This is a genomic window from Streptomyces sp. STAM6 (genome assembly GCF_054963715.1).
This window is the reverse complement of sequence record NZ_JBUEFZ010000003.1, coordinates 190,777-217,467: the sequence shown is the minus strand read 5'-3', so window position 1 is coordinate 217,467 and position 26,691 is coordinate 190,777. Positions and strand designations below refer to the sequence as shown.

At 71.0% G+C, this 26,691-nt stretch carries 21 protein-coding genes; 20 read left to right on the top strand and 1 reads right to left on the bottom strand.

From position 1 onward, the window contains the following. Positions 1-242: 242 nt before the first annotated feature. The 20 genes from ACY34K_RS05735 (at position 243) to ACY34K_RS05640 (ending at position 24,665) form a co-directional block, all read left to right on the top strand. Positions 243-1,589 carry a sugar phosphate nucleotidyltransferase gene (locus ACY34K_RS05735; protein WP_462744373.1) on the top strand — a complete coding sequence of 449 codons (1,347 nt, stop codon included), beginning with the start codon at positions 243-245 and terminating at the stop codon, positions 1,587-1,589. 29 nt (positions 1,590-1,618) lie between these two features. Beyond that, a complete protein-coding gene (locus tag ACY34K_RS05730; RefSeq protein WP_462744371.1) occupies positions 1,619-2,317 on the top strand; it encodes an SDR family oxidoreductase in 699 nt (232 codons plus the stop codon). A gap of 288 nt (positions 2,318-2,605) precedes the next feature. Next, positions 2,606-3,787 (top strand): IS701 family transposase, encoded by a 1,182-nt coding sequence (locus tag ACY34K_RS05725; protein ID WP_462744369.1) that lies wholly within the window; start codon positions 2,606-2,608, stop codon positions 3,785-3,787. Then, positions 3,784-5,217, top strand: a complete 1,434-nt coding sequence (locus ACY34K_RS05720) for a maltokinase N-terminal cap-like domain-containing protein (RefSeq protein ID WP_462744367.1) — start codon at positions 3,784-3,786, stop codon at positions 5,215-5,217. Before ACY34K_RS05725 ends, ACY34K_RS05720 begins: the two co-directional genes overlap by 4 nt. A gap of 383 nt (positions 5,218-5,600) precedes the next feature. Continuing rightward, entirely contained in the window at positions 5,601-6,527 is a 927-nt protein-coding gene (locus tag ACY34K_RS05715) for an NAD(P)/FAD-dependent oxidoreductase (protein WP_462744365.1), read from the top strand. Between the two features lie 191 nt (positions 6,528-6,718). Further along, on the top strand, positions 6,719-7,423 hold the full coding sequence (locus ACY34K_RS05710) for an EthD domain-containing protein (protein ID WP_462744363.1): 705 nt from the start codon (positions 6,719-6,721) through the stop codon (positions 7,421-7,423). A gap of 29 nt (positions 7,424-7,452) precedes the next feature. After that, entirely contained in the window at positions 7,453-8,289 is an 837-nt protein-coding gene (locus ACY34K_RS05705; protein ID WP_462744361.1) for a type 1 glutamine amidotransferase domain-containing protein, read from the top strand. Between the two features lie 33 nt (positions 8,290-8,322). After that, positions 8,323-9,969: a thiamine pyrophosphate-binding protein gene (locus tag ACY34K_RS05700; RefSeq protein ID WP_462744359.1), complete on the top strand. Its 1,647-nt coding sequence runs from the start codon at positions 8,323-8,325 to the stop codon at positions 9,967-9,969. Next, on the top strand, positions 9,959-10,561 hold the full coding sequence (locus tag ACY34K_RS05695) for a DJ-1/PfpI family protein (protein WP_462744786.1): 603 nt from the start codon (positions 9,959-9,961) through the stop codon (positions 10,559-10,561). Before ACY34K_RS05700 ends, ACY34K_RS05695 begins: the two co-directional genes overlap by 11 nt. 5 nt (positions 10,562-10,566) lie before the next feature. Beyond that, positions 10,567-12,417, top strand: a complete 1,851-nt coding sequence (locus tag ACY34K_RS05690) for an AGE family epimerase/isomerase (RefSeq protein WP_462744357.1) — start codon at positions 10,567-10,569, stop codon at positions 12,415-12,417. Then, on the top strand, positions 12,414-12,755 hold the full coding sequence (locus ACY34K_RS05685) for an STAS domain-containing protein (protein ID WP_462744356.1): 342 nt from the start codon (positions 12,414-12,416) through the stop codon (positions 12,753-12,755). Before ACY34K_RS05690 ends, ACY34K_RS05685 begins: the two co-directional genes overlap by 4 nt. Beyond that, positions 12,752-14,905 carry a glycogen debranching protein GlgX gene (glgX, locus tag ACY34K_RS05680; RefSeq protein WP_462744354.1) on the top strand — a complete coding sequence of 718 codons (2,154 nt, stop codon included), beginning with the start codon at positions 12,752-12,754 and terminating at the stop codon, positions 14,903-14,905. The genes ACY34K_RS05685 and glgX overlap by 4 nt, the downstream gene beginning before the upstream one ends. 16 nt (positions 14,906-14,921) lie before the next feature. Then, positions 14,922-15,233, top strand: coding sequence for an anti-sigma factor antagonist (locus ACY34K_RS05675; protein ID WP_462744352.1), 312 nt, complete (start codon positions 14,922-14,924; stop codon positions 15,231-15,233). A 14-nt stretch (positions 15,234-15,247) separates the two neighbouring features. Beyond that, positions 15,248-15,784 (top strand): ATP-binding protein, encoded by a 537-nt coding sequence (locus ACY34K_RS05670; protein ID WP_462744350.1) that lies wholly within the window; start codon positions 15,248-15,250, stop codon positions 15,782-15,784. A 55-nt stretch (positions 15,785-15,839) separates the two neighbouring features. Continuing rightward, positions 15,840-17,126: a PP2C family protein-serine/threonine phosphatase gene (locus ACY34K_RS05665; RefSeq protein ID WP_462744348.1), complete on the top strand. Its 1,287-nt coding sequence runs from the start codon at positions 15,840-15,842 to the stop codon at positions 17,124-17,126. A 24-nt stretch (positions 17,127-17,150) separates the two neighbouring features. After that, positions 17,151-17,918 carry a MinD/ParA family ATP-binding protein gene (locus ACY34K_RS05660; protein WP_462744346.1) on the top strand — a complete coding sequence of 256 codons (768 nt, stop codon included), beginning with the start codon at positions 17,151-17,153 and terminating at the stop codon, positions 17,916-17,918. A gap of 634 nt (positions 17,919-18,552) precedes the next feature. Beyond that, complete coding sequence (locus ACY34K_RS05655) at positions 18,553-20,562, top strand: alpha-1,4-glucan--maltose-1-phosphate maltosyltransferase (protein WP_462744784.1); 2,010 nt, start codon at positions 18,553-18,555, stop codon at positions 20,560-20,562. After that, the gene (gene glgB / locus ACY34K_RS05650; RefSeq protein WP_462744344.1) at positions 20,481-22,838 is read left to right on the top strand and encodes a 1,4-alpha-glucan branching protein GlgB; all 2,358 of its coding nucleotides are present in this window, start codon (positions 20,481-20,483) and stop codon (positions 22,836-22,838) included. Before ACY34K_RS05655 ends, glgB begins: the two co-directional genes overlap by 82 nt. Positions 22,839-22,909: 71 nt before the next feature. Next, complete coding sequence (locus ACY34K_RS05645; protein WP_462744342.1) at positions 22,910-23,395, top strand: cation:proton antiporter regulatory subunit; 486 nt, start codon at positions 22,910-22,912, stop codon at positions 23,393-23,395. A gap of 4 nt (positions 23,396-23,399) precedes the next feature. Then, a complete protein-coding gene (locus ACY34K_RS05640; RefSeq protein ID WP_462744340.1) occupies positions 23,400-24,665 on the top strand; it encodes a cation:proton antiporter in 1,266 nt (421 codons plus the stop codon). Positions 24,666-25,326: 661 nt separating this feature from the next. Here the strand turns inward: ACY34K_RS05640 and ACY34K_RS05635 are convergent. After that, complete coding sequence (locus ACY34K_RS05635; RefSeq protein ID WP_462744338.1) at positions 25,327-26,682, bottom strand: FAD-binding oxidoreductase; 1,356 nt, start codon at positions 26,680-26,682, stop codon at positions 25,327-25,329. Positions 26,683-26,691: the final 9 nt, after the last annotated feature.

Genomic DNA, 26,691 nt, shown 5'->3' with positions numbered 1-26,691 from the left:
TTGGCCCTTGCGGTCGGGTTCTCCGAGCTGGTCACGGACAGTCGCGCCGGAGGAATGAATTCCGTCAACTCGGTCGCCGCCGGCCCGATCTTCGGGACCACCGACGGGGATGACGGCTGGGGCTGATCGGCGCTCGCCGACCGAGCGAACGATCCGGGGGCGCACAGGCCCCGACAGACCGTCAGATTTCCGCGATGTGAATTCGGGCGTCACAGTTCGGCCCGAATCGATGGGGGCGCTGGATGAGTACGGAGAAGAACCGCGAAACAGTCGGGATACTCCTGGCGGGTGGCAGGGGGGAGCGGGCCAAGCCCATCACCCTGAAGTCCTCGGACCACATCCGCAGCAAGGCGCTGATCCCGTTCGCCGGCCGCCGTCTCGTCGAGTGGGTCGTCGATGCCTGCCGTGAGCAGGGCATCCGCCGCTTCTACGTGGTGACGCACGGCCTCGAGAACCGTACGCAGATCAAGCTGCTGCTCGGCCACGGCGAACGTCACGGTGTGGAGGTCACGTACTCCCGCTCGCGGTTCGACCGCTACAACGTCGGCTCGGCCGGCGCCACCCTGCACAATCTCGAACAGTGGGACCTGCAGGGCCGCGCCCTCGTACTGCCGGTGGACTCGCTCTTCGACTTCGATCTGAAGGCGATGGAGGAGACGCACGCCGACCGCGGCGCCCTGGTGACCGTGGCCGCGGTGCGGCGCACCGCCGACGAGATCGCCGGCAAGTACGGGGTCATGCGTACCGACGAGGACGGCCTGGTCCAGGGGTTCGTCGAGAAGCCGGACCGTGATCGCATCGGGGAGCTCTTCCCGCGCACGGCCGAGGACCCCGGGGCCACCCTGCCGACCAACGCGGGCATGTATCTGGTGGACTGTGCCCGGCTGCGGCTGCTCGCCCGTGAGCCGGAACTGTTCCGGCAGAGCTACCAGCGCCTGGACTGGGGCGGCGACCTGCTGCCCTGGCTGGCCGCCCGCGGGCTGCCGGTGGCGACGCACGCCATCGGCCGGCTCGGCGACCTGGGCAATGTGCCCGACTACCTGCACACCTTGCGGCTCGTGCTCAACGGTGCGTACGAGCAGATGAACCGGCTCATGGATCTTCCCGACTTCGACTCGCCGCGGGCCTGGATCCATGAGAGCAGCCTGCGGACGAAGGACGACGTCACCGGCACCACCCTGGCCCAGAAGATCGAGGAGGGCTCGGTGGTGATCGGTCCGGGTGTCCGGATCGGCCGGGAAGTGGAGATCGGGCCCGGGGTGCGGCTCGAGCACTCGGACATCGGCGACGGGGCCGAGGTCCGGGAGGGCGGCACCCTGGTCCGGTCCGCGGTCGGGGAGTCCGCGGTCGTCGGCGCCTACGCCGAGATCGAGGACTCGTACATAGGGCCCATGGCGGAGGTCTGCTCGGAGCGGACCCGCCCTTCGAAGCTCGAACGATTCTCGGCCATCGGCGACGGAGCGATGCTCTGGCCGGGGTCACGGTTCTGCGGGGTCACCATCTACCCGCGGCTCAGGGTGCCCGCGATGACCGGGGTGCCCGCGGAAACGGAACTCAAGAGCGCCGACGACATCCTCAACTGGGTGTAGCGGCGGCACACTCCTTGGAGGGGACCGCCATGCGGAGTCCCATTGCGGTAATAGGAGGGGCGGGCCGGCTGGGGAGCCTGGTGACCCGGCGGCTGCTCCAAGAAGGTACCCGGGTACGGGTGGTGAGCCGGCATCCGGAGCGCGGCCGGCTCCCGCTCGGAGTGGAGGAACACCGCGCCGACGTGCGGTACGCGGCCTCGCTCTCCCTCGCTCTGCGCGGCTGCGCGGGCGTGGTCTTCACGGTGGAGCCGGGCACGGCCGACAGTGGTCCGGACAGTCCCGAGACGACGATGTACGACGGTGTCCGCAATGTGCTGGCCGCCGTCACCGAGCAGGGTGAACGCCCGCACTTCGTGCTGGTGAGCCAGATCTTCGTGACCCGTCGCGAGCACCCGATGAACGCGTACGGGCGGCTGCTCGACTGGCGGCTGCGCGGTGAGGACGCCGTGCGCGAGTCGGGTCTGCCGTACACCGTCGTCCGGCCGAGCTGGCTGACCGACGAGGGCTTCGCCGGCAACCGGGTGCGCCTGGAGCAGGGCGACCGCGGCGACGGCTGGGTGTCCAGGTCGGCGGTGGCGGAGGCGTGCGTTCAGGCCCTGAGCAGTCCGTCGGCGGTCGGCCGCACCTTCGAGATGTACAACGAGCTGGGCGAGACGCCGACCGAATGGGCGCCGCTGTTCGCCAGGCTCAGCCCCGACCGCGTGCTGGAGCACCTGAGCGGCCGCTAGCGGACCCGCCCCAGGACGGGGTGCCGGGAGTCGTGGAGACCGACGAGGCGGCTGACCCACCACCGCCCCGTCCCCCCGCCCGTCGTCCACCGTCCCCCGTGACGACGGGCCGTGGAAACCGGGACCGGTGCGCGCGAAGGTACCGCTGGGCCTGCGCACCGGCCCGGTTCTCCGATCCGAACTTTCAGGCCGAGGCCGAATACCGAATCTTTTTGAAGGGTGTTCGGCTGCCGAGCCTGCCATTCTGTGGGAGAGAGCTGGGTAATGGTCGTGGAACAAGACCTGAATATGCCCGACGATATTTCGACCGCGACAGTCTCCGAGTTTCTTGCCCGGACACTCGCGTCCATTCCGCGCAGCGATCAACGACGCTGGGGCGAGCTGTATGTGCGCGGTCTCCTGTCGGTCGTCGGCAAGAAGACGATGCGGGCGCTCGCGAACAACGCGGGCGGCGGCGTGGAGCAAAGTCTCTATCAATTCATCACCAAATCGCCGTGGGACAGTGTTCCCGTACGGCAGGAGTTGGCCCGCTTCCTCCAGCAGGAGGCCCAGCCGCGCGCCTGGGTGGTGCAGCCGCTGGTGATCACCAAGGTCGGCCAGCACTCCGTCGGCGTCGAGCGGCAGTTCGTGGCCAAGCTCGGACGGGTCGTCAACTGCCAGCAGGGCATGGGCCTGTGGCTGGCGTCCGACCAGCTGAGCGCGCCCGTGGACTGGTGGCTCGCGCTGCCCGAGTGCTGGACGGACCGGCCGGAGATGCGCAAGCGGGCGTCGATCCCGGATCATGTGGGGTCCTGTCCGCCCGAGCAGTGCGCGATCGGCTCGGTCGGCCGGATGAGTGACGAGTGGAGCATGCCGGCCCGGCCGGTGGTGATGGATCTGCGCGACGCGGGTCCCGCCGCGGTCTGCGCCGAACTGGTCGAGCGCCAGATCCCGTTCGTCGTACGGATCGATCCCGGGATGTCGCACACGGACGTCGAGCTGCGCCGGGCCGGTGACATCCGTTCGCCGGAGACGGCGCACGACCTGCCCGCGGCGCTGAGCCGTAACCGGATGCCGGTCGAGTGGCTGGACCACCGCACCGGCATGGTGCGGGCCACGTCCGTGGGATCGACCCGGGTGCGGCTGCGCGCACCGGGCGGCGGCCGGCTGGATCGGCAGGACCTGGTGCTCCTCGGGGCCTGGGGCAAGCCGGGCGGGCGCGGCCCGAGCGAGTACTGGCTGTCCAACCTGTCGCAGCCGAGGCTCGGCACGGTCTACCGCACGGCCATGCTCAGCCGGCGGGTCGAGCGCGATCTGACGGAGGTGGGCTACCGGCTGGGTGTGCGTGACTTCGAGGGGCGTTCGTTCCGCGGCTGGCACCACCACATGACGATGGTCTCCCTGGCGCACGCGATCACCGTGCTGTCCCGCTCGCGGGCGGCCGAGGCGGCCCTGTCCGATTCCCGTAGCGCGAAGGTGTCCGCGGCATGACCGTCACCCCGGAACTGCCGGAAGCCCTCGACACCGGGCGGATAGCCGCCGATCTGCACCGGCTCCTGCCGGCGTGGCTCGGTGAGCAGCGCTGGTTCGGCGGCAAGGACTGGTCGGCGCCCGACGTGGAGCCGGTGCTGGTCGAGGCCGTGTGCACGGACGGCCCGCCGCTGCTGCTGGTGGTCGTGCGCACGGAACACGACGAGTGGTACCAGCTGCTCGTCGGGGTGCGCGACATGGTGCCGACCGCGCTCGGGCCCGCGATCATCGGGCACAGCGGCGGTTCGGTGCTCTACGAGGCGACCGCCGACCCGGAGCTGATGGGCCGGCTGCTGGCGCGGATCGCGGCGGGCGGCACGTCGGGGCACGCCGAGTTCCACCGCTCCCCCGGCGCGGACATCCCCGCCGGGCTGCCCGCCGTGGTGGTCACCGCGGAGCAGTCCAACACCTCGATAGCGTTCGGTGACCGCATGATGCTCAAGGTGCTGCGGCACCTCGTGCCCGGGCCCAATCCGGAGCTCGAGATGCTCGCCGCGCTGCAGCGGGCCGGGGACGTGCCGAGCGCGGCGCCGCTGGGCTGGTTCGAGACGTCCGCGTCGGCGCCGGGCGGCACCCTCACACTCGGCATCCTGCAGCAGTTCGTCCCCAACCGGGGCGACGGCTGGGAGATCGCCGTGGAGGAGGCGCGTGCCTGCATCGTCGGCGAGTGCGAGAGTGTCGCGCCGCTGGGCGGGTTCGCGGAGGAGGCCCACGGGCTGGGGATGGCCACGGCACGGGTGCATGCCGCGCTCGCCGCGCAGCTGGAGACCCGGGAGCTGAGCGCGTCGCAGGTCGACGAGCTCGTCGCGGTGCTGACGGGCCGGCTGGACCACGCGCTGGACCAGGTGCCGTCGCTGCTGCCGTTCGCCCGGCAGCTGCGCTCGGTGCACCAGGACCTCGCCGAGGTGGCGAAGCGGGGCAACACCCCGCTGCGCATCCAGCGGATCCACGGCGATCTGCACCTCGGGCAGACCCTGCGCGCCGAGGACGGCTGGGTGGTGATCGACTTCGAGGGCGAGCCGGGGCAGCCGCGGGAGGAGCGGCGGCGGCTGCAGCCCGCGCTGCGTGACATCGCCTCGATGCTGCGGTCCTTCGACTACGCGGCGCACCACGCGCTGGCGGAGGTGCTCGGCGTGCCGCCGGGCGAGCAGTCGCCGCAGAACGTGCAGGGCACCCGGCTGGCCCGGCGTGCCTCGGCGTGGGCGGTGCACGGCAGGCGGGCGTTCTGCGCGGGGTACACGGAGGCGGGCGGCACCGATCCGCGCAACCAGCCGGTGCTGCTGCGTGCGTTCGAGGCGGACAAGGCCGTGTACGAGGCGGTGTACGAGGCCCACAACCGGCCCGAGTGGCTCTCCATCCCGATGGCGGCGGTTCGCCGTCTCGCCAAGTAGGCCGATCACGAGGGCAGGTTGATGATGTCCCACGCACCCGACCGGCGCCACACACTCGACCGACACCGCGTACCGGACCGGCGCCACGCGGCCGTACCGGCGTACGAGTTCCGGGGCGCGGCCGCGGGGGCCGGGGCCTCGGTGTCGCCCTTCACGGTCCTCGCGTCCTCGGCCCGGTTCGCGTCCTTCGCGCCGAGGGCCTCGCTGGCGTCGTTCGCGCGTCTGGTGTCCCTGACCCGGACGGTCCTCCCGGCGTTGCCTGCCTTCCCGGCGTTGCCGGCCTCCTCGGCTCTGCCGACCCCCTCGGTTCCGCGGGCCTCCGCGGCCCCGCCGAACGCCTCGCCCCGCGGCGGGCGGCGCGGCCGGGTCGGGGAGGTGGCGGCATGAGCGCCGTGGGGACGGCGGACGCGGCGGTCGTGGGCGGCGGGCCCGCCGGGCTGTCCGCCGCGATCTACCTGGCCCGCTACAACCGTGACGTCCTGGTCTTCGACACGGGTCACGGCCGCTCCACGCACCACCAGGTCAATCACAACTACCTGGGCTTCCCCGACGGGATCGCCACGGTGGACCTGCGGAAGCTCGCGGTGGAGCAGCTCGCCCGCTACGACAACGCGCGGATCGTGCACCACCTGGTCAACTCCGTGGAGGGTGACGCCGAGAGCGGCTTCGTCCTGCGCTCCCAGGGGCACTCCTGGCGGGCGCGCACGGTGCTGCTGGCGACCGGGGTGCTGGACCACTTCCCGCACTTCCCCGGCTGGGAGTCGTACGTGGGCCGGTCGATGTTCTGGTGCATCACCTGCGACGGATACGAGAACCGGGGCCGCGACATCCTGGTCGTCGGCCACACCGACGCGACCGCCGGTGAGGCGATGCAGCTCCACGCCCTCACCGACCGGGTGCGGCTGCTCACCAACAGCCGAGGCGACGAGATCAGCGAAACGTTCCGCCGCCGGCTGGAGCGGGCCGGTGTCGAGGTGATCCACGACCGGATCAAGGAGGCGGAGGGCGAGGACGGCCGGCTGCGCGCGCTCGTCACCCGCACCGGCCGCCGGCTGGAGCTGGAGGCGCTGTTCTCCATCCAGGGCGCGACGCCGGAGACCTCGCTCGCCCGCCGGCTCGGTGTCGCCCTCACGCCCGCCGGATACATCGCGGTGGACTCCGAGCAGAAGACGTCGGTGCCGGGCGTGTACGCGGCCGGGGACGTGACCGCCCTGCATTCCCATCAAGTGGCCGCCGCCGTCCACGAAGGCGCCCAGGCGGCGTCCGCCGCCAACTACTTCCTCTATCCGCCCGAACTGAAGGCCGAGTAGGTCAGGAAGTCCGCGATTGTTCTTTGCCCGGCTCGTATTGCGCTGAGCATGATGGTGGAGCACATCCCGGAATTGTGTCTCTTTGCTGTGCCGGAAGCCACCCGCCCGAAATTGTTCGGGGTCTGATTCCCGCAGAGAGCGGCCGGACCGGTGCGAGCCTTCTCATGTCCCGGGGGAAAAGGAGAATTCCCATGATTCACCAGTTCATTCTGGCGGCGCCCAAGCCGGGCATGACCGCCCAGGAGTTCCAGGACTACTGGGTCGACGTCCACGCGGTGAACTACGCGGCGAAGATCCCGCAGATCCGCAAGTACATGGTCGACACCCGGGTCGAGACCGGCGCCGACCTCGGCACGCCGGCGCTCCCGCACCAGGGCATCGCCGAGATCTGGCTGGCGAACGGCGAGGAGCAGCTGGCCTCGCTGCAGACCGAGGAGTTCCTCCAGGGCGCCCGGCTCGACGAGCCCAAGTGGGCCGCCTTCTGGCAGACCATCGTCGTCGACACCACGGCCTACGAGATCGTCCCCGGTCCGGCGCTCGCCAAGGGCCAGGACTGGGTCAAGCTCACCGTGCTGCTCAAGCGGCGGCCGGGCCTCGCCCTGGAGGACTACCGCAAGCAGACGCTCGGCTCGTACGCCTCGGTGGTCAGCGCCACGCCCGGGCTGCGCCGCTATCTGCACGCGCACACCGTGGACGGCGCCTACGTCTTCGGCGAGGCCGGCTTCGACAGCGTCGAGCAGCTCTGGTTCGACGACGTCGCCGCCCTTCAGGAGGCGCTGCGTTCGCCGTACTTCACCGGTCAGGTCGCGGCCGCCCGCGAGGAGGTCGCCGACCCGAAGTACGTGTTCTCCCTCGCCGTGAAGGAGAACTGGATCATCGGTCCCGAGGCCCGCTGATCCGCCCACCGATTACCGAAGGAGCAGGCGTGGCCAGAAGGAACGCCAAGAAGATCCTCGTGATTCTGTCGGAGTACGGCTACTGGGGCGAGGAGCTCGTCGGGCCGCTGCACCACTTCGACCAGCGCGGATACGAGGTCGTGTTCGCGACCCCCACCGGCAAGCAGCCGCACGCGCTCCCGCCGAGCATGGACCCGACGTACATCGACCCGCCGCTCGGGAAGTCCGTGACCTCCGAGGAGGTCGCCAAGCTGACCCGGCAGATCGACGAGTCGGACCGGCTGGCCGACCCGATCGACATCTCCAGCTGGGTGCCCGAGCGCCCGTACACCGCGGACGACAACTACCTGCGGAAGCTGGAGGCGTACCACCGCGCCCTCGACGTGGTGGCGAACGAGCTGGAGGAGTACGACGCCCTGCTGATCGTGGGCGGCTCCGGCCCGGTCGTGGACCTCGCCAACAACGAGCGGGTGCACCAGATCATCCTGGCCTTCCTGCGCGCCGACAAGCCGATCGCGGCCGAGTGCTACGGCGTGGCCCCGCTGGCCTTCGCCCGTGACTGGGAGGACCGCAAGTCCATCATCTGGGGCAAGCACGTCACCGGTCACTGCAAGGAGTACGACTACAAGGACGGGACGGGTTTCCTCAACACCGATTTCGTCATCGGTCCCCCGCCGTATCCGCTGGAGTACATCCTGCGCGACGCCACCGGCCCCGAGGGCCGTTACCACGGCAATTTCGGCAAGGACACCTCCGTGATCGTGGACTACCCGTTCATCACCGGGCGTTCCACTCCGGATTCCTACCTGACCGGTGAGAAGGTCGTCGAGGTTCTCGAGGACGGGCTCCGCCGCTACGGCTGGTAATTCAACGGCTCACCGAATCGAGAGAAGGAAGACATGGCCAGGCAGGGTAACGCGGCGATCATCGAGCAATTCCTCGCTGATGGAATTCCCTACATGTTCGGCAATCCAGGAACGGTCGAGCAGGGATTCCTGGACGCACTGGAGGAGTACGACGACCTCCAGTACATCCTGACCCTGCAGGAGACGGTCGCCGCCGGTATCGCGGACGGGTACGCCCGTGCCACCGGCCGTCCGGCCCTGTTGCAGCTCCACAGCGGCGTCGGTCTCGGCAACGGCATCGGCATGCTGTACCAGGCCAAGCGCGGCCACTCGCCGCTCGTCGTGATCGCCGGCGAGGCCGGGGTCAAGTACGACGCGATGGACGCGCAGATGGCGGCCGACCTGGTCGCCATGGCGGAGCCCGTCACCAAGTACGCGACTCGGGTCACCGACCCGAACTCCGTGCTGCGGGTGCTGCGCCGCGCCATGAAGATCGCGATGACGCCGCCGCGCGGGCCGGTCTTCGTCTCCCTTCCGCTCGATGTGCTGGACGCGGTCAACACCGAGCCGGTCGTCCCGAGCACGTTCCTGGAGACCCGCACGGCACCGGTTCCCTCGCTCGTCGAACAGGCCGCGCGGCTGCTGGCCGGCGCCGAGAAGCCGATCGTCCTGGTGGGGGACGGCGTCTCGGCGTCCGGCGGGCAGGCGGAGCTGGTACGGGTCGCCGAGCAGCTGGGCGCCGACGTGTGGGGCGTGGACTTCTCCGAGGTGAACCTGGACGCCCGGCACCCGCTCTACCGGGGCCAGCTGGGCCATATGTTCGGTGAGGTCAGCCGGGCCGCGGTGAAGGACGCGGACGCGGTGCTGATCGTCGGCACCTATGTGTTCCCCGAGGTGTTCCCGGTCCTGGACAACCCGTTCCGGGAGGACGCCAAGATCGTCCACATCGATCTCGACGGGTACGAGATCGCCAAGAACCACCCCGTGACGCTGGGCCTGGTCGCCGACCCCAGGGCCACCCTCGCGGCACTCGCCACCGAGCTGGAGGGCCGGCTCTCCGCGGAGGCCCGGGCGCTTGCTTCGGGGCGGCTGGAGTCCCGCCGCCGCGAGCAGCCCGAGGGGCCCGAGGACGACGGCTCGCTGCTCCACCACTTCCTGCGGGAGCTGGCCGGTCAGGCGCCCGAGGACCTGATGGTCTTCGACGAGGCGCTGACCGCGGCCGGCCCGCTGAACGCCCATCTGCCCGGGCGGCTGCCGGGCCACTGGTTCTCCACCCGTGGTGGTTCGCTGGGCGTCGGCATCCCGGGCGCCATCGGCATCAAGCTGGCGCACCCGGACAAGACCGTGATCGGTTTCACCGGCGACGGCGGCTCGATGTACACGTTCCAGGCGCTGTACACCGCGGTCCGGCACAACGTCGGCGCCAAGTTCGTGATCTGCAACAACCGCAGCTACAAGCTGCTCGACCTCAACATCGAGCAGTACTGGCGGGAGCGGGACGTCCCGCTGCACGCGCATCCGACGCCGTTCGACCTGTCCCACCCCGATCTGGGCTTCAGCCAGATCGCCCAGGGGTTCGGCGTCGACGCCCTGCGGGTCGACGACCACGAGCAGGTGGCGTACGCGGTGAAGCGGATACTCAGCGACGACAAGCCGTTCCTCATCGATCTGCGTACCACTGAAGGGGGAAATCGTGGCTGAGACACCTTCACGCGACGGGGTACTCAGCGGGCGCAGGATCGCCATCCTGGCGGAGAGCGACTTCTACGAGCCCGAAATCGCCTACTACCAGCGCCGGTTCGCCGAGGAAGGAGCGCGCGTCGACTTCCTGACCCGGCTGTGGGGCAACAAGTCGATCACCTTCACCGGCCACGAGTACCGTGCGCCGCTGACCGTGACCCGCAGCCTGGAGGAGCTCGACGACCGCCGGCTGCGCGAGTACAGCGCGCTGATCGTGCCGTCCGGCATGGTCGCCGACCGGCTGCGCTACACCGAGGACATCGAGCAGCTGGCGCCGGCCACGGACCTGCTGCGCCGGGCGTTCGCCCGGTCGGGCGTGGTCAAGGGGATCATCTGCCACGGCATGTGGCTCGCCGCGTCCATCCCCTATGTCGTCCGGGGTCGCAAGGTCGTCTGCCACAACAACCTCATCGGTGATGTGCGCAACATGGGCGCCAACTACGTCGACCAGGACGTCGTCGTCGACGGCGACCTGGTCACCGCGAGGACGGGCGACCACTGCCATCTGTTCGCCAGGACCATCATCGACGAGCTCGTGCTGCGAGGGGCGTGAAAGCCATGTCTGCCACATCCGACTCCGTGAACTTCACGTTCTCCGACACCGTCGCGGGCCGCGTCACGCGCTTCGACCGCGAGGCCCGGGTCGTCACCGTGATCACGCCGGGCGGCAAGGAGTTCGCGATCTCCCTGGACGGCGGCCCGAGCGCGGAGCTGCTGCACAACCTGGGCGAGCCGTACCAGGACGCCTCCGGCCACATCGACGAGCTGCTCCAGGAGGGCGCGTTCGTCCTCGCGTACGGCATCTTCTACCCCCGGGGCGAGGGGATGCGGTTCGAGGCCAAGCGGCTGATCTTCGTGGGGCGCCAGGGCGACGACTTCCGCTTCGAGGAGGCGGGCTGGTGGGTGCGGCAGATCCGGGAGATCGCCGGCTTCTACCGCAAGGCCCAGTTCGGTGACGGACCCGTCGACTTCGACGAGTACCGCACCGAGATCCGGCTCGGCGGCGAGAAGACCGCCAGCCACGTCCAGGAGACCGACACGATCTCCCGGCTGGTCTTCGGCATGGCGTCGGCGTTCCTGCTCACCGGTGAGGACGAGTACCTGGAGGTCGCCGAGCGCGGCACCGAGTACCTGCGCGAGCACATGCGGTTCGTCGACACCGACGAGAACGTCGTGTACTGGTACCACGGTCTGTCGATCGACGGGGACATCGAGAAGAAGCTGTTCACCTCGGAGTTCTCCGACGACTACGACGCGCTGCCGGCGTACGAGCAGATCTACGCGCTGGCCGGGCCGATCCAGACCTACCGGATCACCGGTGACCCGCGGATCAAGGACGACGCGGACGCCACGCTGCGCCTGTTCGACCGGTTCTACCTGGACCCGGAGCACGGCGGGTACTTCTCGCACATCGACCCGATCCTGCTGAGCCCGCACCACGACTCGCTCGGGCCGAACAAGTCCCGGAAGAACTGGAACTCCGTCGGTGACCACGCGCCCGCGTACCTGATCAACCTGTACCTGGCGACCGGTGAGCGGAAATACGCCGACATGCTGGAGTACACCTTCGACACGATCGTCGAGCGGTTCCCGGACCCGAAGCACAGCCCGTTCGTGCAGGAACGATTCCACCAGGACTGGTCGCACGACACCACGCACGGCTGGCAGCAGAACCGGGCTGTCGTCGGCCACAACCTGAAGATCGCCTGGAACCTGATGCGGATGCACAGCCTGCGGCCCAAGCCCGAGTACCTGGAGACGGCCGCCTCCATCGGCGAGACCATGCCCGACGTCGGCGGCGACCGCCAGCGCGGCGGCTGGTACGACGTGGTGGAGCGCATCAAGGCCGACGGCGAGGAGCAGTTCCGCTTCGCCTGGCACGACCGCAAGGCGTGGTGGCAGCAGGAGCAGGCGATCCTCGCCTACCTCATCCTGCACGGCATCACCGGCCGTGAGGACTTCCGTGACGAGGCGCGGGACGCCCAGTCCTTCTACAACGCGTTCTTCCTCGACCACGACGAGGGCGCCGTCTACTTCAACACCCTGGCGAACGGCCTGCCGTACCTGCTGGGGGTCGAGCGGCTCAAGGGCAGCCACTCGATGAGCATGTACCACTCGGCGGAGCTCTGCTACCTGGCCGCCGTCTACAACAACCTGCTGGTCAACGGCAAGGCGATGGACTTCTGGTTCAAGCCCGACCCGTCCCTCCTGGAGGGCCGTCTGCTGCGTGTCTCCCCCGACCTGCTGCCGGCCGGTTCCGTGCGGATCGAGTCCGTCGACATCGAGGGCGAGCCGCACGCCGACTTCCAGGCGGAGGCGCTGACCGTCCGGCTGCCCGAGACCTCGGGCCGCGTCAAGGTCAAGGTCCGCCTCGCCCCGGGTGGCGGCCGCAAGGAGGTGACGGGATGACCGTCAGGGTCAACGCGCGGTCCGAGGGCGACATCACGGTGATCGCGCTCGACGGCGAGATCAACAGCACCACGTCCGGAGGGCTGCAGGCGCAGCTGCTGCCGTTCATCCGGCAGGGCGCCGAGGTCCTCGTCGATCTCACCGGCGTCTCCTACGTCTCCAGTGCCGGTCTGCGCACGCTGCTGATCGTGCACCGGCGGGCCCAGCAGGTGGAGGCCCGCATCACCCTGGTCGGCCTGTCGGAGGAGGTCACATTCGTCATGAACGCCACCGGGTTCCTGGACTTCTTCCGGATCGGCGAGGACGTGGACTCCGAGCTGGAGCGGGCGGCGCGATGAGCCCGCAGGACGTCCAGGAGATGCGTGAGCGCGTCGACGCCTACCCCACGCACCGGATCGGCGGCTATCGGGTGCGGGCCGGCCGCCCGTTCCCGTACGGGGCCGTCCCGGTGCCCGGCGGGGTCAACTTCTCGGTCTACTCGGACCGCGCCACCTCGATGAGCCTGGTGCTCTTCGAGCGTGGCGCGGCCCGGCCGACCGCGGAGCTGGAGTTCCCCCCGGAGTTCCGCACGGGCAGCGTGTACGCGATGACGGTGTTCGGGCTCGACGTGGAGAACCTCGAGTACGGGTTCCGCGCCGACGGCCCCTTCGACCCGGTGGCCGGCGACCGTTTCGACGCCCGCCGGGTGCTCAGCGACCCGTACGCCCGGCTCGTGTCGGGCCGGGACGTGTGGGGGCGGGAGCCGGACTGGAGCGATGTGTACCAGTACCGCGCCCAGGTCGTGAACGACGACTTCGACTGGGGCGACGACACCCCGCTGCGGATCCCGACCGAGGATCTCGTCATCTACGAGACCCATGTGCGCGGCTTCACCCGGCACCCCTCGTCGGGGGTGCAGGCGCCGGGCACCTACGCGGGACTGCGGGAGAAGATCCCGTACCTGAAGGAGCTCGGGATCAACTGCGTCGAGCTGCTGCCGATCTTCGAGTTCGACGAGCTGGACAACCCCCGGACCAATCCGGTGACCGGGGAGCGCCTGCACAACTACTGGGGCTACAACACCGTCTCGTTCTTCGCGCCCAAGGCCGGCTACGCGGCCACGGGCCGGTTCGGCATGCAGGCCGACGAGTTCAAGTCGCTGGTCAAGGAGTTGCACAAGGCCGGCATCGAGGTCGTCCTGGACGTCGTGTTCAACCACACGGCCGAGGGCAACGAGCACGGGCCGACGATCTCGTTCCGCGGCCTCGACAACGCCACGTACTACATGCTCACCCCGCACGGCGACTACTACAACTTCAGCGGCACCGGCAACACCGTCAACTGCAACCACCCGGTGGTGCGGGACTTCGTGCTGGGCTGTCTGCGCCACTGGGTCGCCGAGTACCACATCGACGGGTTCCGCTTCGACCTGGCGGCCATCCTGGACCGGGCCCCGGACGGCACCCCGCTGCCCAACCCGCCCCTGCTCGAACAGCTCGCGCACGACCCGATCCTGCGGCACACCAAGCTGATCGCCGAGGCCTGGGACGCGGCCGGGCTCTACCAGGTCGGCAACTTCCCCAACTACGGCCGCTGGTCGGAGTGGAACGGAAAGTACCGCGACGCGGTGCGCAAGTTCATCAAGGGCGAGCCCGGACTCGCCGGTGAGCTCGCCACCCGGATGGCCGGCTCGCCCGACCTCTACTGGGGCCGCACCGCGACGGCCTCGATCAACTTCGTCACCGCACACGACGGCTTCACGCTGAGCGACCTGGTCTCCTACAACGACAAGCACAACGAGGCCAACGGCGAGAGCAACAACGACGGCGCCAACGACAACCACAGCTGGAACTGCGGCGAGGAAGGACCGAGCGCCTCCCCGCACGTGCGTGACCTGCGGCTGCGCCAGATGAAGAACATGCTGGCCATCCTGCTCACCAGCCAGGGCGTCCCGATGATCCTGGCGGGTGACGAGGTGGGCCGCACCCAGCTCGGCAACAACAACACGTACTGCCAGGACAACGAGCTGTCCTGGTTCGACTGGGGCCTCGTCGAGGCCAACGCCGAGCTCCTGGAGTTCACCCGCGGCCTGATCGCCTTCCGGCACGCGCACCCGGTGCTCCGCAACACCGAGCATCCACGCGGCATCGACTCCATGGGCAGCGGCTACCCCGACGTCAGCTGGCACGGAGTACGGGCCTGGCACCCCGACTGGGCCGACCACTGCCGGGTCGTGGCCCTGATGCGCTGCGGCCACCACGCCAAGGGCGGCGTCCCCGACGACCACGTCTACGTCGCCGTCAACGCCCACTGGGAATCGCACGACCTGGAGCTGCCGCAGCTCCCGGACGGGCAGGCATGGCACCTGTTCGCCGACACCGGCGCCCTGATGCCCTACGGCCTGCACCCGCTGGGCGAGGAACCCCTGCTGGAGCACCCGGGCCGCTACCACCTGGGCGCGCACTCCGCGGTGATCCTCGTCGGCCGGCCCGTACACACACCGACGTAACCAAAGGAGACCGACCGTGTCCTTCGACGTAAGGCTGAGGGTCAACGACCGCGTGGCGACGATCGAGCTGAACGGCGAGCTCGACGCGTCCAGCGCCGCCCAGTTCCACGAGACGATCGACCAGGCGGCCGCGGCCGGCGCGATCGAGCTGGTGATCCGGGCCGAGAAGCTGTCCTACATGTCCAGCGCGGGCCTGCGGTCCCTGGTGTTCGCCCGCCAGAAGATGGGTGACGACGTGCGCATCGCCGTCGTCGGCGCCACCGAGCCGGTCGCCCACACGATCAGGCTGGCCGGGTTCGACCACAGCATCGATCTGATCGACGCCTAGGGAGGCGAGCAGAGATGGCCCTCGACTCCGGTGCCGCACCCGGTGCGTCCGGCGCGTCGGAACCCTCCGACCGGCGCTGCGACCTGCCGTCCGGATGTGTCCTCGCCGGGCACCCCCTGTCCGGCGAGTGGCCGTCGGGTGCGCTGCGCGTCCCCGCGCGGCTCTCCGATCTCGACCGGGTCGCCGAGTTCGTGCTCGGGCTGGGGGCGCGGGCCGGTCTTCCGGAGAGCTCCCTGTACCGGCTGCGGCTGGCCGCCGACGAACTGGCGACCAACATCGTCATGCACGGGTACCGGGGGGCCGCGGGCGAGATCTCGGTGGACGGAGGCGTCGACCCGGACCAGGTGTGGGTGCGCTTCGAGGACGACGCCCCGGCGTTCGACCCCCGTCAGGGGATGCGGGCACCTGCCCTCGATGTGCCGCTCGCCGAGCGGCAGATCGGGGGGCTCGGCGTCTTCCTGGCCTTCACCGCCGTGGACTCCTTCGAGTACGAGCTGGTGGCGGGCCGCAATGTCAGCACGCTCGTGATGAATCGCGCGTCGAAGGGATAGACCGGCGCGTCCCGGACGACCGGTCCGGGACCGTTTCGTGGACTGATGAGGTGACATGTTGCAGACCAATGTGCTGCTGCTGGACGAGCATCGCAGCGCGCCTTCCGAGCTGCTGAAGGCGCTGGACAGCGTCGGCGCCGTCGTGCGGATCAGGACACCCGCGGACGTGCTGGTCGTCCAGCACGGACAGCTTCCCGCCACGGAGGTCCTCTTGGCGTACGCAGGTCTGTCACCGCACACCGTCAGAGCGGTGGCCCGCCGGCTCGACGACGAGGGCCAGCGGCCCACCGTGGTGGCTTTCGCCGAGCACGATCTGCATCTGCTCGGCAGCCACATCCACGCCGGCTCCGACTACCTGGTGCCGCCGTTCTACCCGGACCTGGTACGGGCGCGGCTGCGGGACTGTCACGAGCGGGCCAATTTCACCCGGACCATGGAGGACGTCACGGCGCGTGCCGAACTCCTCAGCTACGAGCGGGAGCTGGAGATCGGACGGGAGATCCAGATGGGTTTCCTGCCGGACGCGCTGCCCAGCCCCGACGACTGGGAGATCCACGTCAGGTTCCGTCCGGCGCGGACCGTCGCGGGCGACTTCTACGACGTGTTCGAGCTGGTCAACAACCGGCGGCTGGCGCTGGTCGTGGCCGATGTCTGTGACAAGGGCGTCGGTGCGGCGCTGTTCATGGCGCTGATCCGCAGCCTGCTGCGGCACACCGCCGAGCAGAGCGGGCTGCAGAGCCTGATCGCCGCCGATTTACTGGGCGAGGAGACCGGCTGGCGCGAGCAGAGCCGGGCCATACCGGTCGTCGGCGCGACCCCGCTGCTGAACGCCGTCGTCGGCACCAACAACTACCTGACCAGGAACCACATCAGGCAGGGCTACTTCGCCACCATGTTCTTCGGCGTCCTGGACCCGGTCACCGGGAACCTGGTCTACATCAACGGCGGCCACAACCCGCCGGTCCTGGTGAGCGCGAGCGGCCAGGACCCCGTGCTGCTCGAACCCACCGGGCCGGCCGTCGGGGTCATCCCCGACGTCGCCTTCTCGCTGGGGTACGCCCAGATCAGCCCCGGCGACACCCTGTTCATCTACACGGACGGGGTGACCGAGGCACGGTCGATGACGGGCGAGTTCTTCGGCGAGGAGCAGATGCTGCGGCAGCTGTCGATGGCGGCGGTGCGCGGTGAGGAGCTGCTCGACCACATGGACGGGGTGCTCAGCGAGTTCGTCGGCCCGTCCGAACAGTCGGACGACATCACGATGATGGCCGTCCACTGGCGCGTCCCGGAACGTGTACCGGACAACGAAACCGGGCCGCGGCCCGAGCCCGAGCTCGCCTGACCCACGACTCACCGGACGGAACCCATGTCGCAGATCATCACCGTGCACTCCTACCGAGGGGGGACGGGCAAGTCCAGTACGGCCGCGAACCTCGCGCTGCTCCTGGCCTCCGCGGGCCGCCGGGTCGCGCTGGTGGACACCGACATCCAGACACCGGCGCTGGACGTGATGTTCGGCGACACCGTCCCGGCCGTACGGCGCTCCCTGTCCGACTACCTGATCGGCCACTGCGAGATCGAGGACGCCGCCTACCCGTGCCGGGCGGACGTCGGGCACGACGGGGTGTTCCTGGTGCCGGCCCGCAGCCGGGCCGCCGGCATCAACGAGATCATGGGCCGCGGGTACGACGTCGGGCTGCTCCGCGAGGGCTTCGACCGGCTGATCGACCTGCTGGCCCTCGATGTGCTGCTGCTCGACACGCACGCCGGGTTCAACAACGAGACGGTGACGGCCATGGCCAGCTCCGACGCCCTGGTGATCGTCACCCGGGCGGACCGGCTGGACCTCGCGGGCGCCCGCGAGACCATGGCGCTGGCCAACCGGCTGGGCTGCGTCCGGGTCAGCGTGGCGCTGAGCATGGTGCCGGACGGCGTGGTGCACGAGCGACTGCGCAACGACGTGGAGACGGCGTACGACACCCCCATCACCGCCGTCCTGCCGTACGCGCCGGAGATGGCGTCGCTCGCCGGAGAGCGGTTGTTCAGCCCGGCGTACCCGCACCATCCGCTGGTCGCGGGGTATCGCCGGCTCATCTCCGCGGTGAGCAACGGCACCACGGCGATCCGCCGGTGAACCGGCCCCCCTCCCCCCTATCAGCGACCGCACCCCGGTGCGAGGAGGCATGACGATGCAAGGCAGGACGAAGAAGCGGAACGCCAAGGGCGCCGCACGCCCGGCCGGGGCCGGCGCGGCCGCGACCGGCACCCCCGAGGGGGGCGTGGCCGCGCCGTCGGACGCGGAAGCGAACACCGCGGCCGGCGCCGGTGCCCCTGAGGGGGGCCCGGCAGGCGTGGGCGCGCCCGAGGCGCCCGTGCTCGGCACCGCGGGCTCGAACGCCGACCCGGACGCCGCCCGCCCCTCGGCCGCGGCGGTGGGCACAGCCCCGTCGCCCGCCGGTGCCGGCTCGCCACGGCCGGCCGACGGCACAGACCCTGCGGTCGCCGGACCGCACCCCGGTGGGGCTTCGGCCGCCGCCGGGGCGACGGACTCTCCCCTCGCGGATACGGGCACCCATGCGGCGGCTCCCGCCGGCACGGCGGCCGGGAACGGCGTCGCCGAGAGCGCCGAGCGCCAGGGTGGCGGCGCGGCCGCGTACGGCGGCGCCGACGAGGCCGCCGGCTCGCTCGGCGAAGGGGCGGAGGCGGCCCGCGGGGGCCTCGCGGGGCACGTGGGGGAAGGCGTGCACCGGGGGGCCGGGGGCTCGCGGGTGTTCGGGGCCTCGGTGGGCCGGATTCCGATCGTCGACGTGCGGCCGCGGGTGGACGAGGGGCGGCGGCCCGCGCGGGCCGTGCCCGAGGAGGTGTTCGAGGTCAGCGCGACCGTGTTCCGCGAGGGGCACGACGCCGTCGGCGCGAACGTCGTGCTCACCGGGCCCGACGGTGAGCCCGGCGAGTGGACCCCGATGCGGCTCACCGCGCCCGGCACCGACCGGTACGCCGCGGCCGTCTCCGCGGACCGGGAGGGCGACTGGACGTACCGGGTGGAGGCCTGGACCGACCCCGTGGCGACATGGCGGCACACCGCCGAGGTGAAGGTGCCGGCCGGGATCGACGTGGAGCTCGTCCTGGAGGAGGGCGCCCTCCTCCTGGAGCGCGCCGCCGACGCGTTCGCGGTGACCGAACGGACCCCGCTGACGCATGCCGTGACCCGGCTGCGCGACACCCGGCTCGGCGCCGACCAGCGGCTCGCGGCCGCGTTCGCGCCCGTGGTGACCGCGCTGCTGGGCGCCCGCCCGCTGCGGGAGCTGGTGACCTCCTCGGCCGAGCTGCCCCTGCGGGTCGACCGGGAGCGGGCCCTGTTCGGCTCCTGGTACGAGTTCTTCCCCCGTTCCGAGGGCGCGGTCGTACCGACCGAGCCGGACGCCGACGGGGTCGTCGCGCCACCCCGCTCGGGGACGTTCCGCACCGCGGCGAAGCGGCTGGACGCCGTCGCGGACATGGGCTTCGACGTGGTGTACCTGCCGCCGATCCACCCCATCGGCACCGCCCACCGCAAGGGCGCCAACAACACGCTCACGCCCGGCCCGCACGACCCGGGCTCCCCCTGGGCCATCGGCTCCGCCGACGGCGGCCACGACGCCGTCCACCCGGACCTCGGCACCCTCGAGGACTTCGACCACTTCGTGTCCCGGGCCGCTGAACTGGGCCTGGAGATCGCCCTGGACTTCGCGCTCCAGTGCTCCCCCGACCACCCCTGGGTGCAGGACCACCCCGAGTGGTTCCGGCACCGGATCGACGGCACCATCGCGTACGCGGAGAACCCGCCGAAGAAGTACCAGGACATCTACCCCATCGACTTCGACACCGACCCGGACGGGCTGCACAAGGAGTGCCTGCGCGTCCTGCACCACTGGATGGCGCACGGCGTACGGATCTTCCGGGTCGACAACCCGCACACCAAGCCGGTGGCGTTCTGGGAGCGGCTGATCGAGGCGGTGCACGCCACCGACCCCGATGTGCTGTTCCTCGCCGAGGCGTTCACCCGCCCGGCCATGCTGCACAGCCTGGCCCGGGTGGGCTTCCACCAGTCGTACACGTACTTCACCTGGCGCAACTCCAAGGACGAGGTGGAGTCGTACCTGTCCGAGCTGGCGGGGCTCGGCGGCGAGGAGAGCGCGGCCTATCTGCGGCCGAACCTCTTCGTGAACACCCCGGACATCCTGCACGCCTACCTGCAGTACGGCGGCCGGCCCGCCTTCGAGGTGCGGGCCTGCCTCGCCGCCACCGCCTCCCCCGCCTGGGGCGTGTACGCGGGCTTCGAGCTGTGCGAGAACGTGGCGGCCGACCCCGGCAGCGAGGAGTACCTGGACTCGGAGAAGTACCAGTACCGCCCGCGCGACTGGGAGGCGGCGGAGGCCGACGGCACCTCCCTGTCGCCGCTGCTGCGCACCCTCAACCAGCTGCGCCGCGACCACCCGGCGCTGAAGCAGCTGCGCAACCTGCGGTTCCACCGGACCGACAACGACGCGGTGGTCTGCTACTCCAAGCGGGACGGCGACGACTGGGTGCTCGTCGTGCTCAACCTCGACCCGCACAGCGTCCGCGAGGCGACCGTCTCGCTCGACCTGCCCGCGCTCGGCCTCGACCGGTCGGAGTCGTTCCAGGTCCATGACGCGCTTTCCGGCGCCACCTACGAATGGGGGCGGGTCAACTACGTGTGCCTCGACCCGCGCCGCCAGGTGGCTCACATATTCACGGACGGGAACACGAAGTCGTGACCAGGGACCTGGCAGCCTCCACGAAGACGGACACCACGAAGACGGACACCGGGAAGCCGGGCGCGGCGGAGCCCGGCACGAAGAGCACGGACGGCGGGCTCACCGACACGGTCCACACGGCGCCGACCGACCTCAAGCGCCTCCTCACCGGCGAGGTCAGCGACCCGCACGCGCTGCTCGGGCCCCACCCGGGACCCGCCGGGATCACCGTGCGGGTCCTGCGCCCCCTCGCCGAGCACGTGCGGCTCACCACCCCGTCCGGCGAGCCGCTCGCCGCACTGCGGCACCAGGGCGGGGGCGTCTTCGCCGGACTGCTGCCGGACCCCGGCATCCCCGACTACCGGGTCTCGGCGGTCTACGGCGACGAGACCCACTCCTACGACGACCCGTACCGCTTCCTGCCCACGCTCGGCGAACTCGACCTGCACCTGATCAGGGAGGGCCGCCACGAACAGCTGTGGCGGGTGCTCGGCGCCAACGTCCGCACCCACGAATCCGGCCACGGCCCGGTGCACGGCACCGCCTTCGCGGTGTGGGCGCCGAACGCGCGGGCCGTGCGGCTCGTCGGCGACCTCAACCACTGGGACGGCCGCGCCCACCCGATGCGCTCGCTCGGTGCGAGCGGGGTGTGGGAGCTGTTCGTGCCCGGCGTCGGCGCGGGCTGCCGGTACAAGTACGAGATCCTCACCCCCGACGGCCGCTGGATCCAGAAGGCCGACCCGCTGGCCTCCTCGGCCGAGGCCGCCCCCGGCACCGCGTCCGTCGTGCACACCTCGACGCACCGGTGGAACGACGGGGCGTGGATGCGTCGGCGCGGGGAGCGCGACGCCACCCGGGCCCCGATGAGCGTCTACGAGCTGCACCTCGGCTCCTGGCGGCCCGGCCTCGGCTACCGCGAGCTGGCGAACGAACTGCCCGCCTACGTCAAGGCGCTCGGCTTCACCCACGTCGAGTTCCTGCCGCCGGCCGAGCACCCCTTCGGCGGCTCCTGGGGCTACCAGGTCTCCTCGTACTACGCGCCGATGGCCAAGCCCGGCTCGCCCGACGACTTCCGGGCCCTGGTCGACGCACTGCACCAGGCCGGCATCGGGGTCATCGTCGACTGGGTGCCCGCGCACTTCCCGAAGGACGACTGGGCACTGGCCCGCTTCGACGGGACCCCGCTCTACGAGCATCCAGACCCGCGCCGCGGCGAGCACCCCGACTGGGGCACCCTCGTCTTCGACTACGGCCGTACCGAGGTCCGCAACTTCCTCGTCGCCAACGCGGTCTACTGGTGCGAGGAGTTCCACATCGACGGGCTGCGGGTCGACGCCGTCGCCTCGATGCTCTACCTGGACTACTCGCGCCGCGACGGCGAGTGGCTGCCGAACGCCTACGGCGGCCGGGAGAACCTGGACGCGGTCGAGTTCCTGCAGGAGATGAACGCCACCGTCTACCGGCGCTGCCCCGGTGTCGTCACCATCGCCGAGGAGTCCACCGCCTGGGACGGCGTCACCCGCACCACCGACCGGGCCGGTCTCGGGTTCGGGCTGAAGTGGAACATGGGCTGGATGCACGACTCCCTGTCGTACATGGCCCAGGACCCCGTGCACCGGCAGCACCACCACCACGCCATGACGTTCGCGATGATGTACGCGTACGCCGAGAACTACATGCTGCCGATCAGCCACGACGAGGTCGTGCACGGCAAGGGTTCGCTGCTCACGAAAATGCCCGGCGACCGCTGGCAGCAGCTGGCCAACCTGCGCGCGTACCTGGCCTTCATGTGGGCCTTCCCCGGCAAACAGCTCCTGTTCATGGGCCAGGAGTTCGCCCAGGACAGCGAGTGGTCGCACGACCGCGGCCCGGACTGGGCACTGGCGGGCCACGCGCCGCACGCCGGCGTGCGGGACCTCGTCCGCGACCTGAACCGGTCCTACGCCACGGACCCCGCCCTGTGGAGCCAGGACACCCGGCCCGAGGGCTTCCGCTGGATCGACGCCGACGCCGCCCAGGACAACCAGTACTCCTTCGTCCGGTACGGGGAGGACGGCGAGGTCCTGGTGTGCGTCTACAACTTCCAGCCGACCGTACGGCACGGGGTGCGGCTCGGTCTGCCGTCGGCCGGGAACTGGATGGAGGTGCTCAACACCGACGCGGCGGCCTACGGCGGCAGCGGCGTCACCAACCCGGGACGCGTCGCCGCGCGCGACGAACCGTGGCAAGGACTGCCCGCAAGCACGGAGATCACCCTGCCGCCACTCGGTGCCGTCTGGCTCCGCCCCTCCAGCTGACCTTCCCGGCCACAGGACCGACCCGTGTGGCCACAGGGCTGACCTTCACCGCCACAGGGAGGCGACCTTCCATGCCCGCACCGCGACTGAGGACCACCCCGCTGCCGGGGATCGGCGTGCAGTACGAACTCACGACCCGCCGGCACGACACCCTGTCGGTCGTCGCCCACCGCGACGGCACCCGCACGCTCAACGTCCACCACGACGACGACCCCGACTCGTGCGGGCTGTCCATGCGCCTGACCGGCGCCGAGGCGCTCACGCTGACCGAGGCGCTGCTGCCCGGCCACAACAACCCCAACCTGCTGCACACCAGCGACTTCGGGCTGCTCGCCGAACGCGTCACCATCACCGGAGACTCGTACTGGAACGGGAGGCAGCTCGGCGACACCAAGATGCGCACCACGACCGGGGCGTCCATCGTCGCCGTCATGCGCCGGGCACACCCCATCCCCTCCCCCGGCCCCGACTTCCGGCTGCGCAGCGGCGACACGATCATCGTCATCGGCACCCGCGAGGGTGTCGACGCCGCGCACGCCATCCTCGAGCGGAAGTGATGACGTGCATTCCGCCGTGTTCCTGATCGAGTTCGGGGCCGTCGTTCTGGCCCTCGGGCTCCTCGGGCGGTTCGCCGCCCGCGTACGCTTCTCCCCCATTCCGCTGTACCTCCTGGCCGGGCTCGTCTTCGGCCACGGCGGCATCGTTCCGCTCGGCGGCAGCGAGGAGTTCATCGAGATCGGCGCCGAGATCGGGGTCGTCCTGCTGCTCCTGATGCTCGGACTCGAATACACCGCCGGAGACCTGGTCGGACATCTGCGGACCCACGCGCCGGCCGGAGTGGTCGACTTCGTGCTCAACGCGGTGCCCGGCGCGGTCGCCGCGCTGCTGATGGGCTGGGGGCCGGTGGCCGCGGTCGTACTCGCCGGAGTGACATGGGTGTCCTCCTCCGGAGTGATCGCCAAGGTGCTGGGCGACCTCGGGCGGATCGGCAACCGGGAGACGCCCGCCATCCTGAGCGTCCTCGTCCTCGAAGACCTCGCCATGGCCGTCTACCTGCCCATCCTGACCACACTGCTCGCCGGCGCCGGATGGGCGGCCGGCGGGATCACCCTCTCCATCGCCCTGGGCGCCGTCGGCGTGGTGCTCGTCGTCGCCGTGCGGTACGGACGGGTCATCTCCCGCTTCATCTCCAGCGACGACCCCGAGAAACTGCTCCTGGTGGTACTCGGACTGACCCTGCTGGTCTCCGGATTCGCCCAGGAACTCCAGGTGTCGGCGGCGGTCGGGGCGTTCCTGGTCGGTATCGCCCTCTCCGGCGAGGTCGCCGAGAACACCCACCACCTGCTGATGCCGCTCAGAGACCTGTTCGCGGCCGTCTTCTTCGTCTTCTTCGGGCTCAGCACCGACCCGGCGACGATTCCGCCCGTACTCGTCCCCGCGCTCGTGCTCGCGGTACTCACCTCGCTGACGAAGATCGCCACGGGGTACTGGGCGGCGAAGCGCGCCGGGATCGGCGAGCGGGGGCGCTGGCGCGCGGGCGGCGCGCTCGTCGCCCGCGGCGAGTTCTCCATCGTCATCGCGGGCCTCGCGGTCGCCTCGGGCGTGGAACCCGCGCTCGGGCCGCTGGCGACGGCGTACGTCCTGCTGCTGGTGGTGTTCGGGCCGGTGGCGGCGCGGTTCACCGAGCCGGTGGCGCTGTGGGTGACGGGGCGGCGGGGCACGAAGCGGGTGGTGGGCTCGGACTCGGGGACGGTGGTGGCCGGTGCCGGTGCCCGTGCCGGCGCCGGTGCCGGTCCCGAACCGACGCCGGCGGCAGCGCGGGACTGAGATCCGGCGGCCCGCGGGCGCAGCTGCCCCACCTGCCGACGGGTGGACCCGCCCCTGCCTGGGCGCGAGTGCGTCACCGGCCGGTGGGTGGATCCGCGCCTTTTCGGGCGCGCGCGGTTGCGCCACCTGCCGGTGGGTGGGGCCGTCCCTTCTCGGGTGCGGCTTCGTCGCCTGCCGGTGGGTGGTGGGGTGCGGCCCCTCCGGGCTCGACTCCTCGGGGTCGGCGGCCTGTCCTCTCTTGCAAGGGAGCCGTCCCAGCGCCGCCAACCGTGCAGGGTCGTCCCCGCAGGGGTTGGCCCCACCCCGGGCCGTGTGCCGAGTGCGGCCCGGTGTGGGCCGTGGCCCGTGGTTCCGGTTGTGGCCAGGCGCCGCCGCTGGGCCGCCTGGTTGTGGGCATGCGTTCCGCCTGGGGCGGAACGGGTGGGCACAACCGGACCACGGCCCGCAGACGAACGGGGGTCCGGGGCGGAGCCCCGGCGGTGGGGCCGCACCCCGCGGGTGCGGAGACCCCGGGGCGGGGCGGAGCCCCGGGTGGTGGGGCCGTGCCTGGGTGGGGGTGTCCGGGTGTCGAGGGCGGAGCCCCGGCGGTGGGCCCCCACCCCGCGGGTGCGGAGACCCCGGGGCGGGGCGGAGCCCCGGGGTGGGCCCGGGGCGGCTCGGGTCAGGGCTGGGCGGTCAGGGAGGGAACCGCCCTGAAGATGCCGTCGGGGTCGTAGCGGCGCTTCGTCTCGAGGAGACGCCCCTTGTTCGGCCCGAACCCCAGCAGCGCCCGCTCGCGTTCGTCCGCACCCAGCAGGTTGGGGTAACCCCCCGGCAGCGCGTGACCGGCGAGTTCCGCGGAGAGGCCGCGCGCCCAGCGCCGGTGCGCGATGTCGGCCGCGACGTCGCCCTCGGGGACCCAGGAGCCGGCGATCTCGACGAGGATGTGGTCCCGGCGCAGGGCGAACGCCGTGTCGGGGACCGGGACGCGGGCCGCGGCGCCGTGGAAGTGGTGGAGGAAGATCCCCGAGTACGGGGACGTCATGCGTCCCGCCGCGGAGACGAGCAGTTCGATCGTCTCGTCGGTGAGCCCCGGGAGCCAGCGGGTGCGCATCTCGTTGTGGCGGCCGTCGACGATCGTGCCGTCGAACATGCCGAGCACGTCCTGATAGGACATGGCGCCCGGTTCGCCGGTGGCACGTTCGGTGAGGGCGGAGAGGACGGCGGGGGGCCGTTCGGGGTCGCCGCTCCACAGCGGGAGCAGGAACAGCACGGGTGTGCCTGCGGGCCCGGTGAAGAAGCCCGCCATCACGGTGAGTGCGTCCGGAGCCTCGGCGATCATGTCGCGATAGCGGCGCAGGATCGTTTCTGCTTCGGTGAGCGGGAAGATCAGCAGGCCGGAGACGACCGTCGTGCCGGGGTGGACCCGGAAGCGGAGGGACGTGGCGACACCGAAGTTGCCGCCGCCCCCGCGCAGCGCCCAGTACAGATCGGGGTTCTCGTCGGCGTCGGCGGTGACCTCGGTGCCGTCGGCGAGGACGATCCGGGCGGCCAGGAGGTTGTCCGCGGCCAGGCCGTGGCTGCCGCCGAGGAGGCCGTACCCGCCGCCGAGCGTGAGGCCGGCGACGCCGACGGCCTTGACGGTGCCGAGGACGGGCCGGAACCCGTGGGTGTGGGCCGCCGCCACGAGGCCCCCGGCGCGGACGCCGCCCTGGGCCTCGGCGGTGGCCGTGGCGCGGTCCACGGTGACCCGGTCCATCGCGCGCAGGTCGAGGACGACGCCGTGGTCGGTGAGGGCCCGGCCGGCCCAGTCGTGGCCGCCGCCGCGGACCGACAGCGGCAGGCCGTGGTCGCGGGCGATCCGGACGGCGGTGGCGACGTCCCGGCCGTCGGCGCAGCGCACCAGCGCGGCGGGGCGCCGGTCGACGGCGCCGTTCCAGATCCGGCGGGCGTCGTCGTAGGGCTGGTCGGCGGGTGACAGGACGGTGCCGCGCACCGCTCTTCGGAGGTCGGCGGATATGTCCGTGCGAAGTGTCATCGGTGCCCC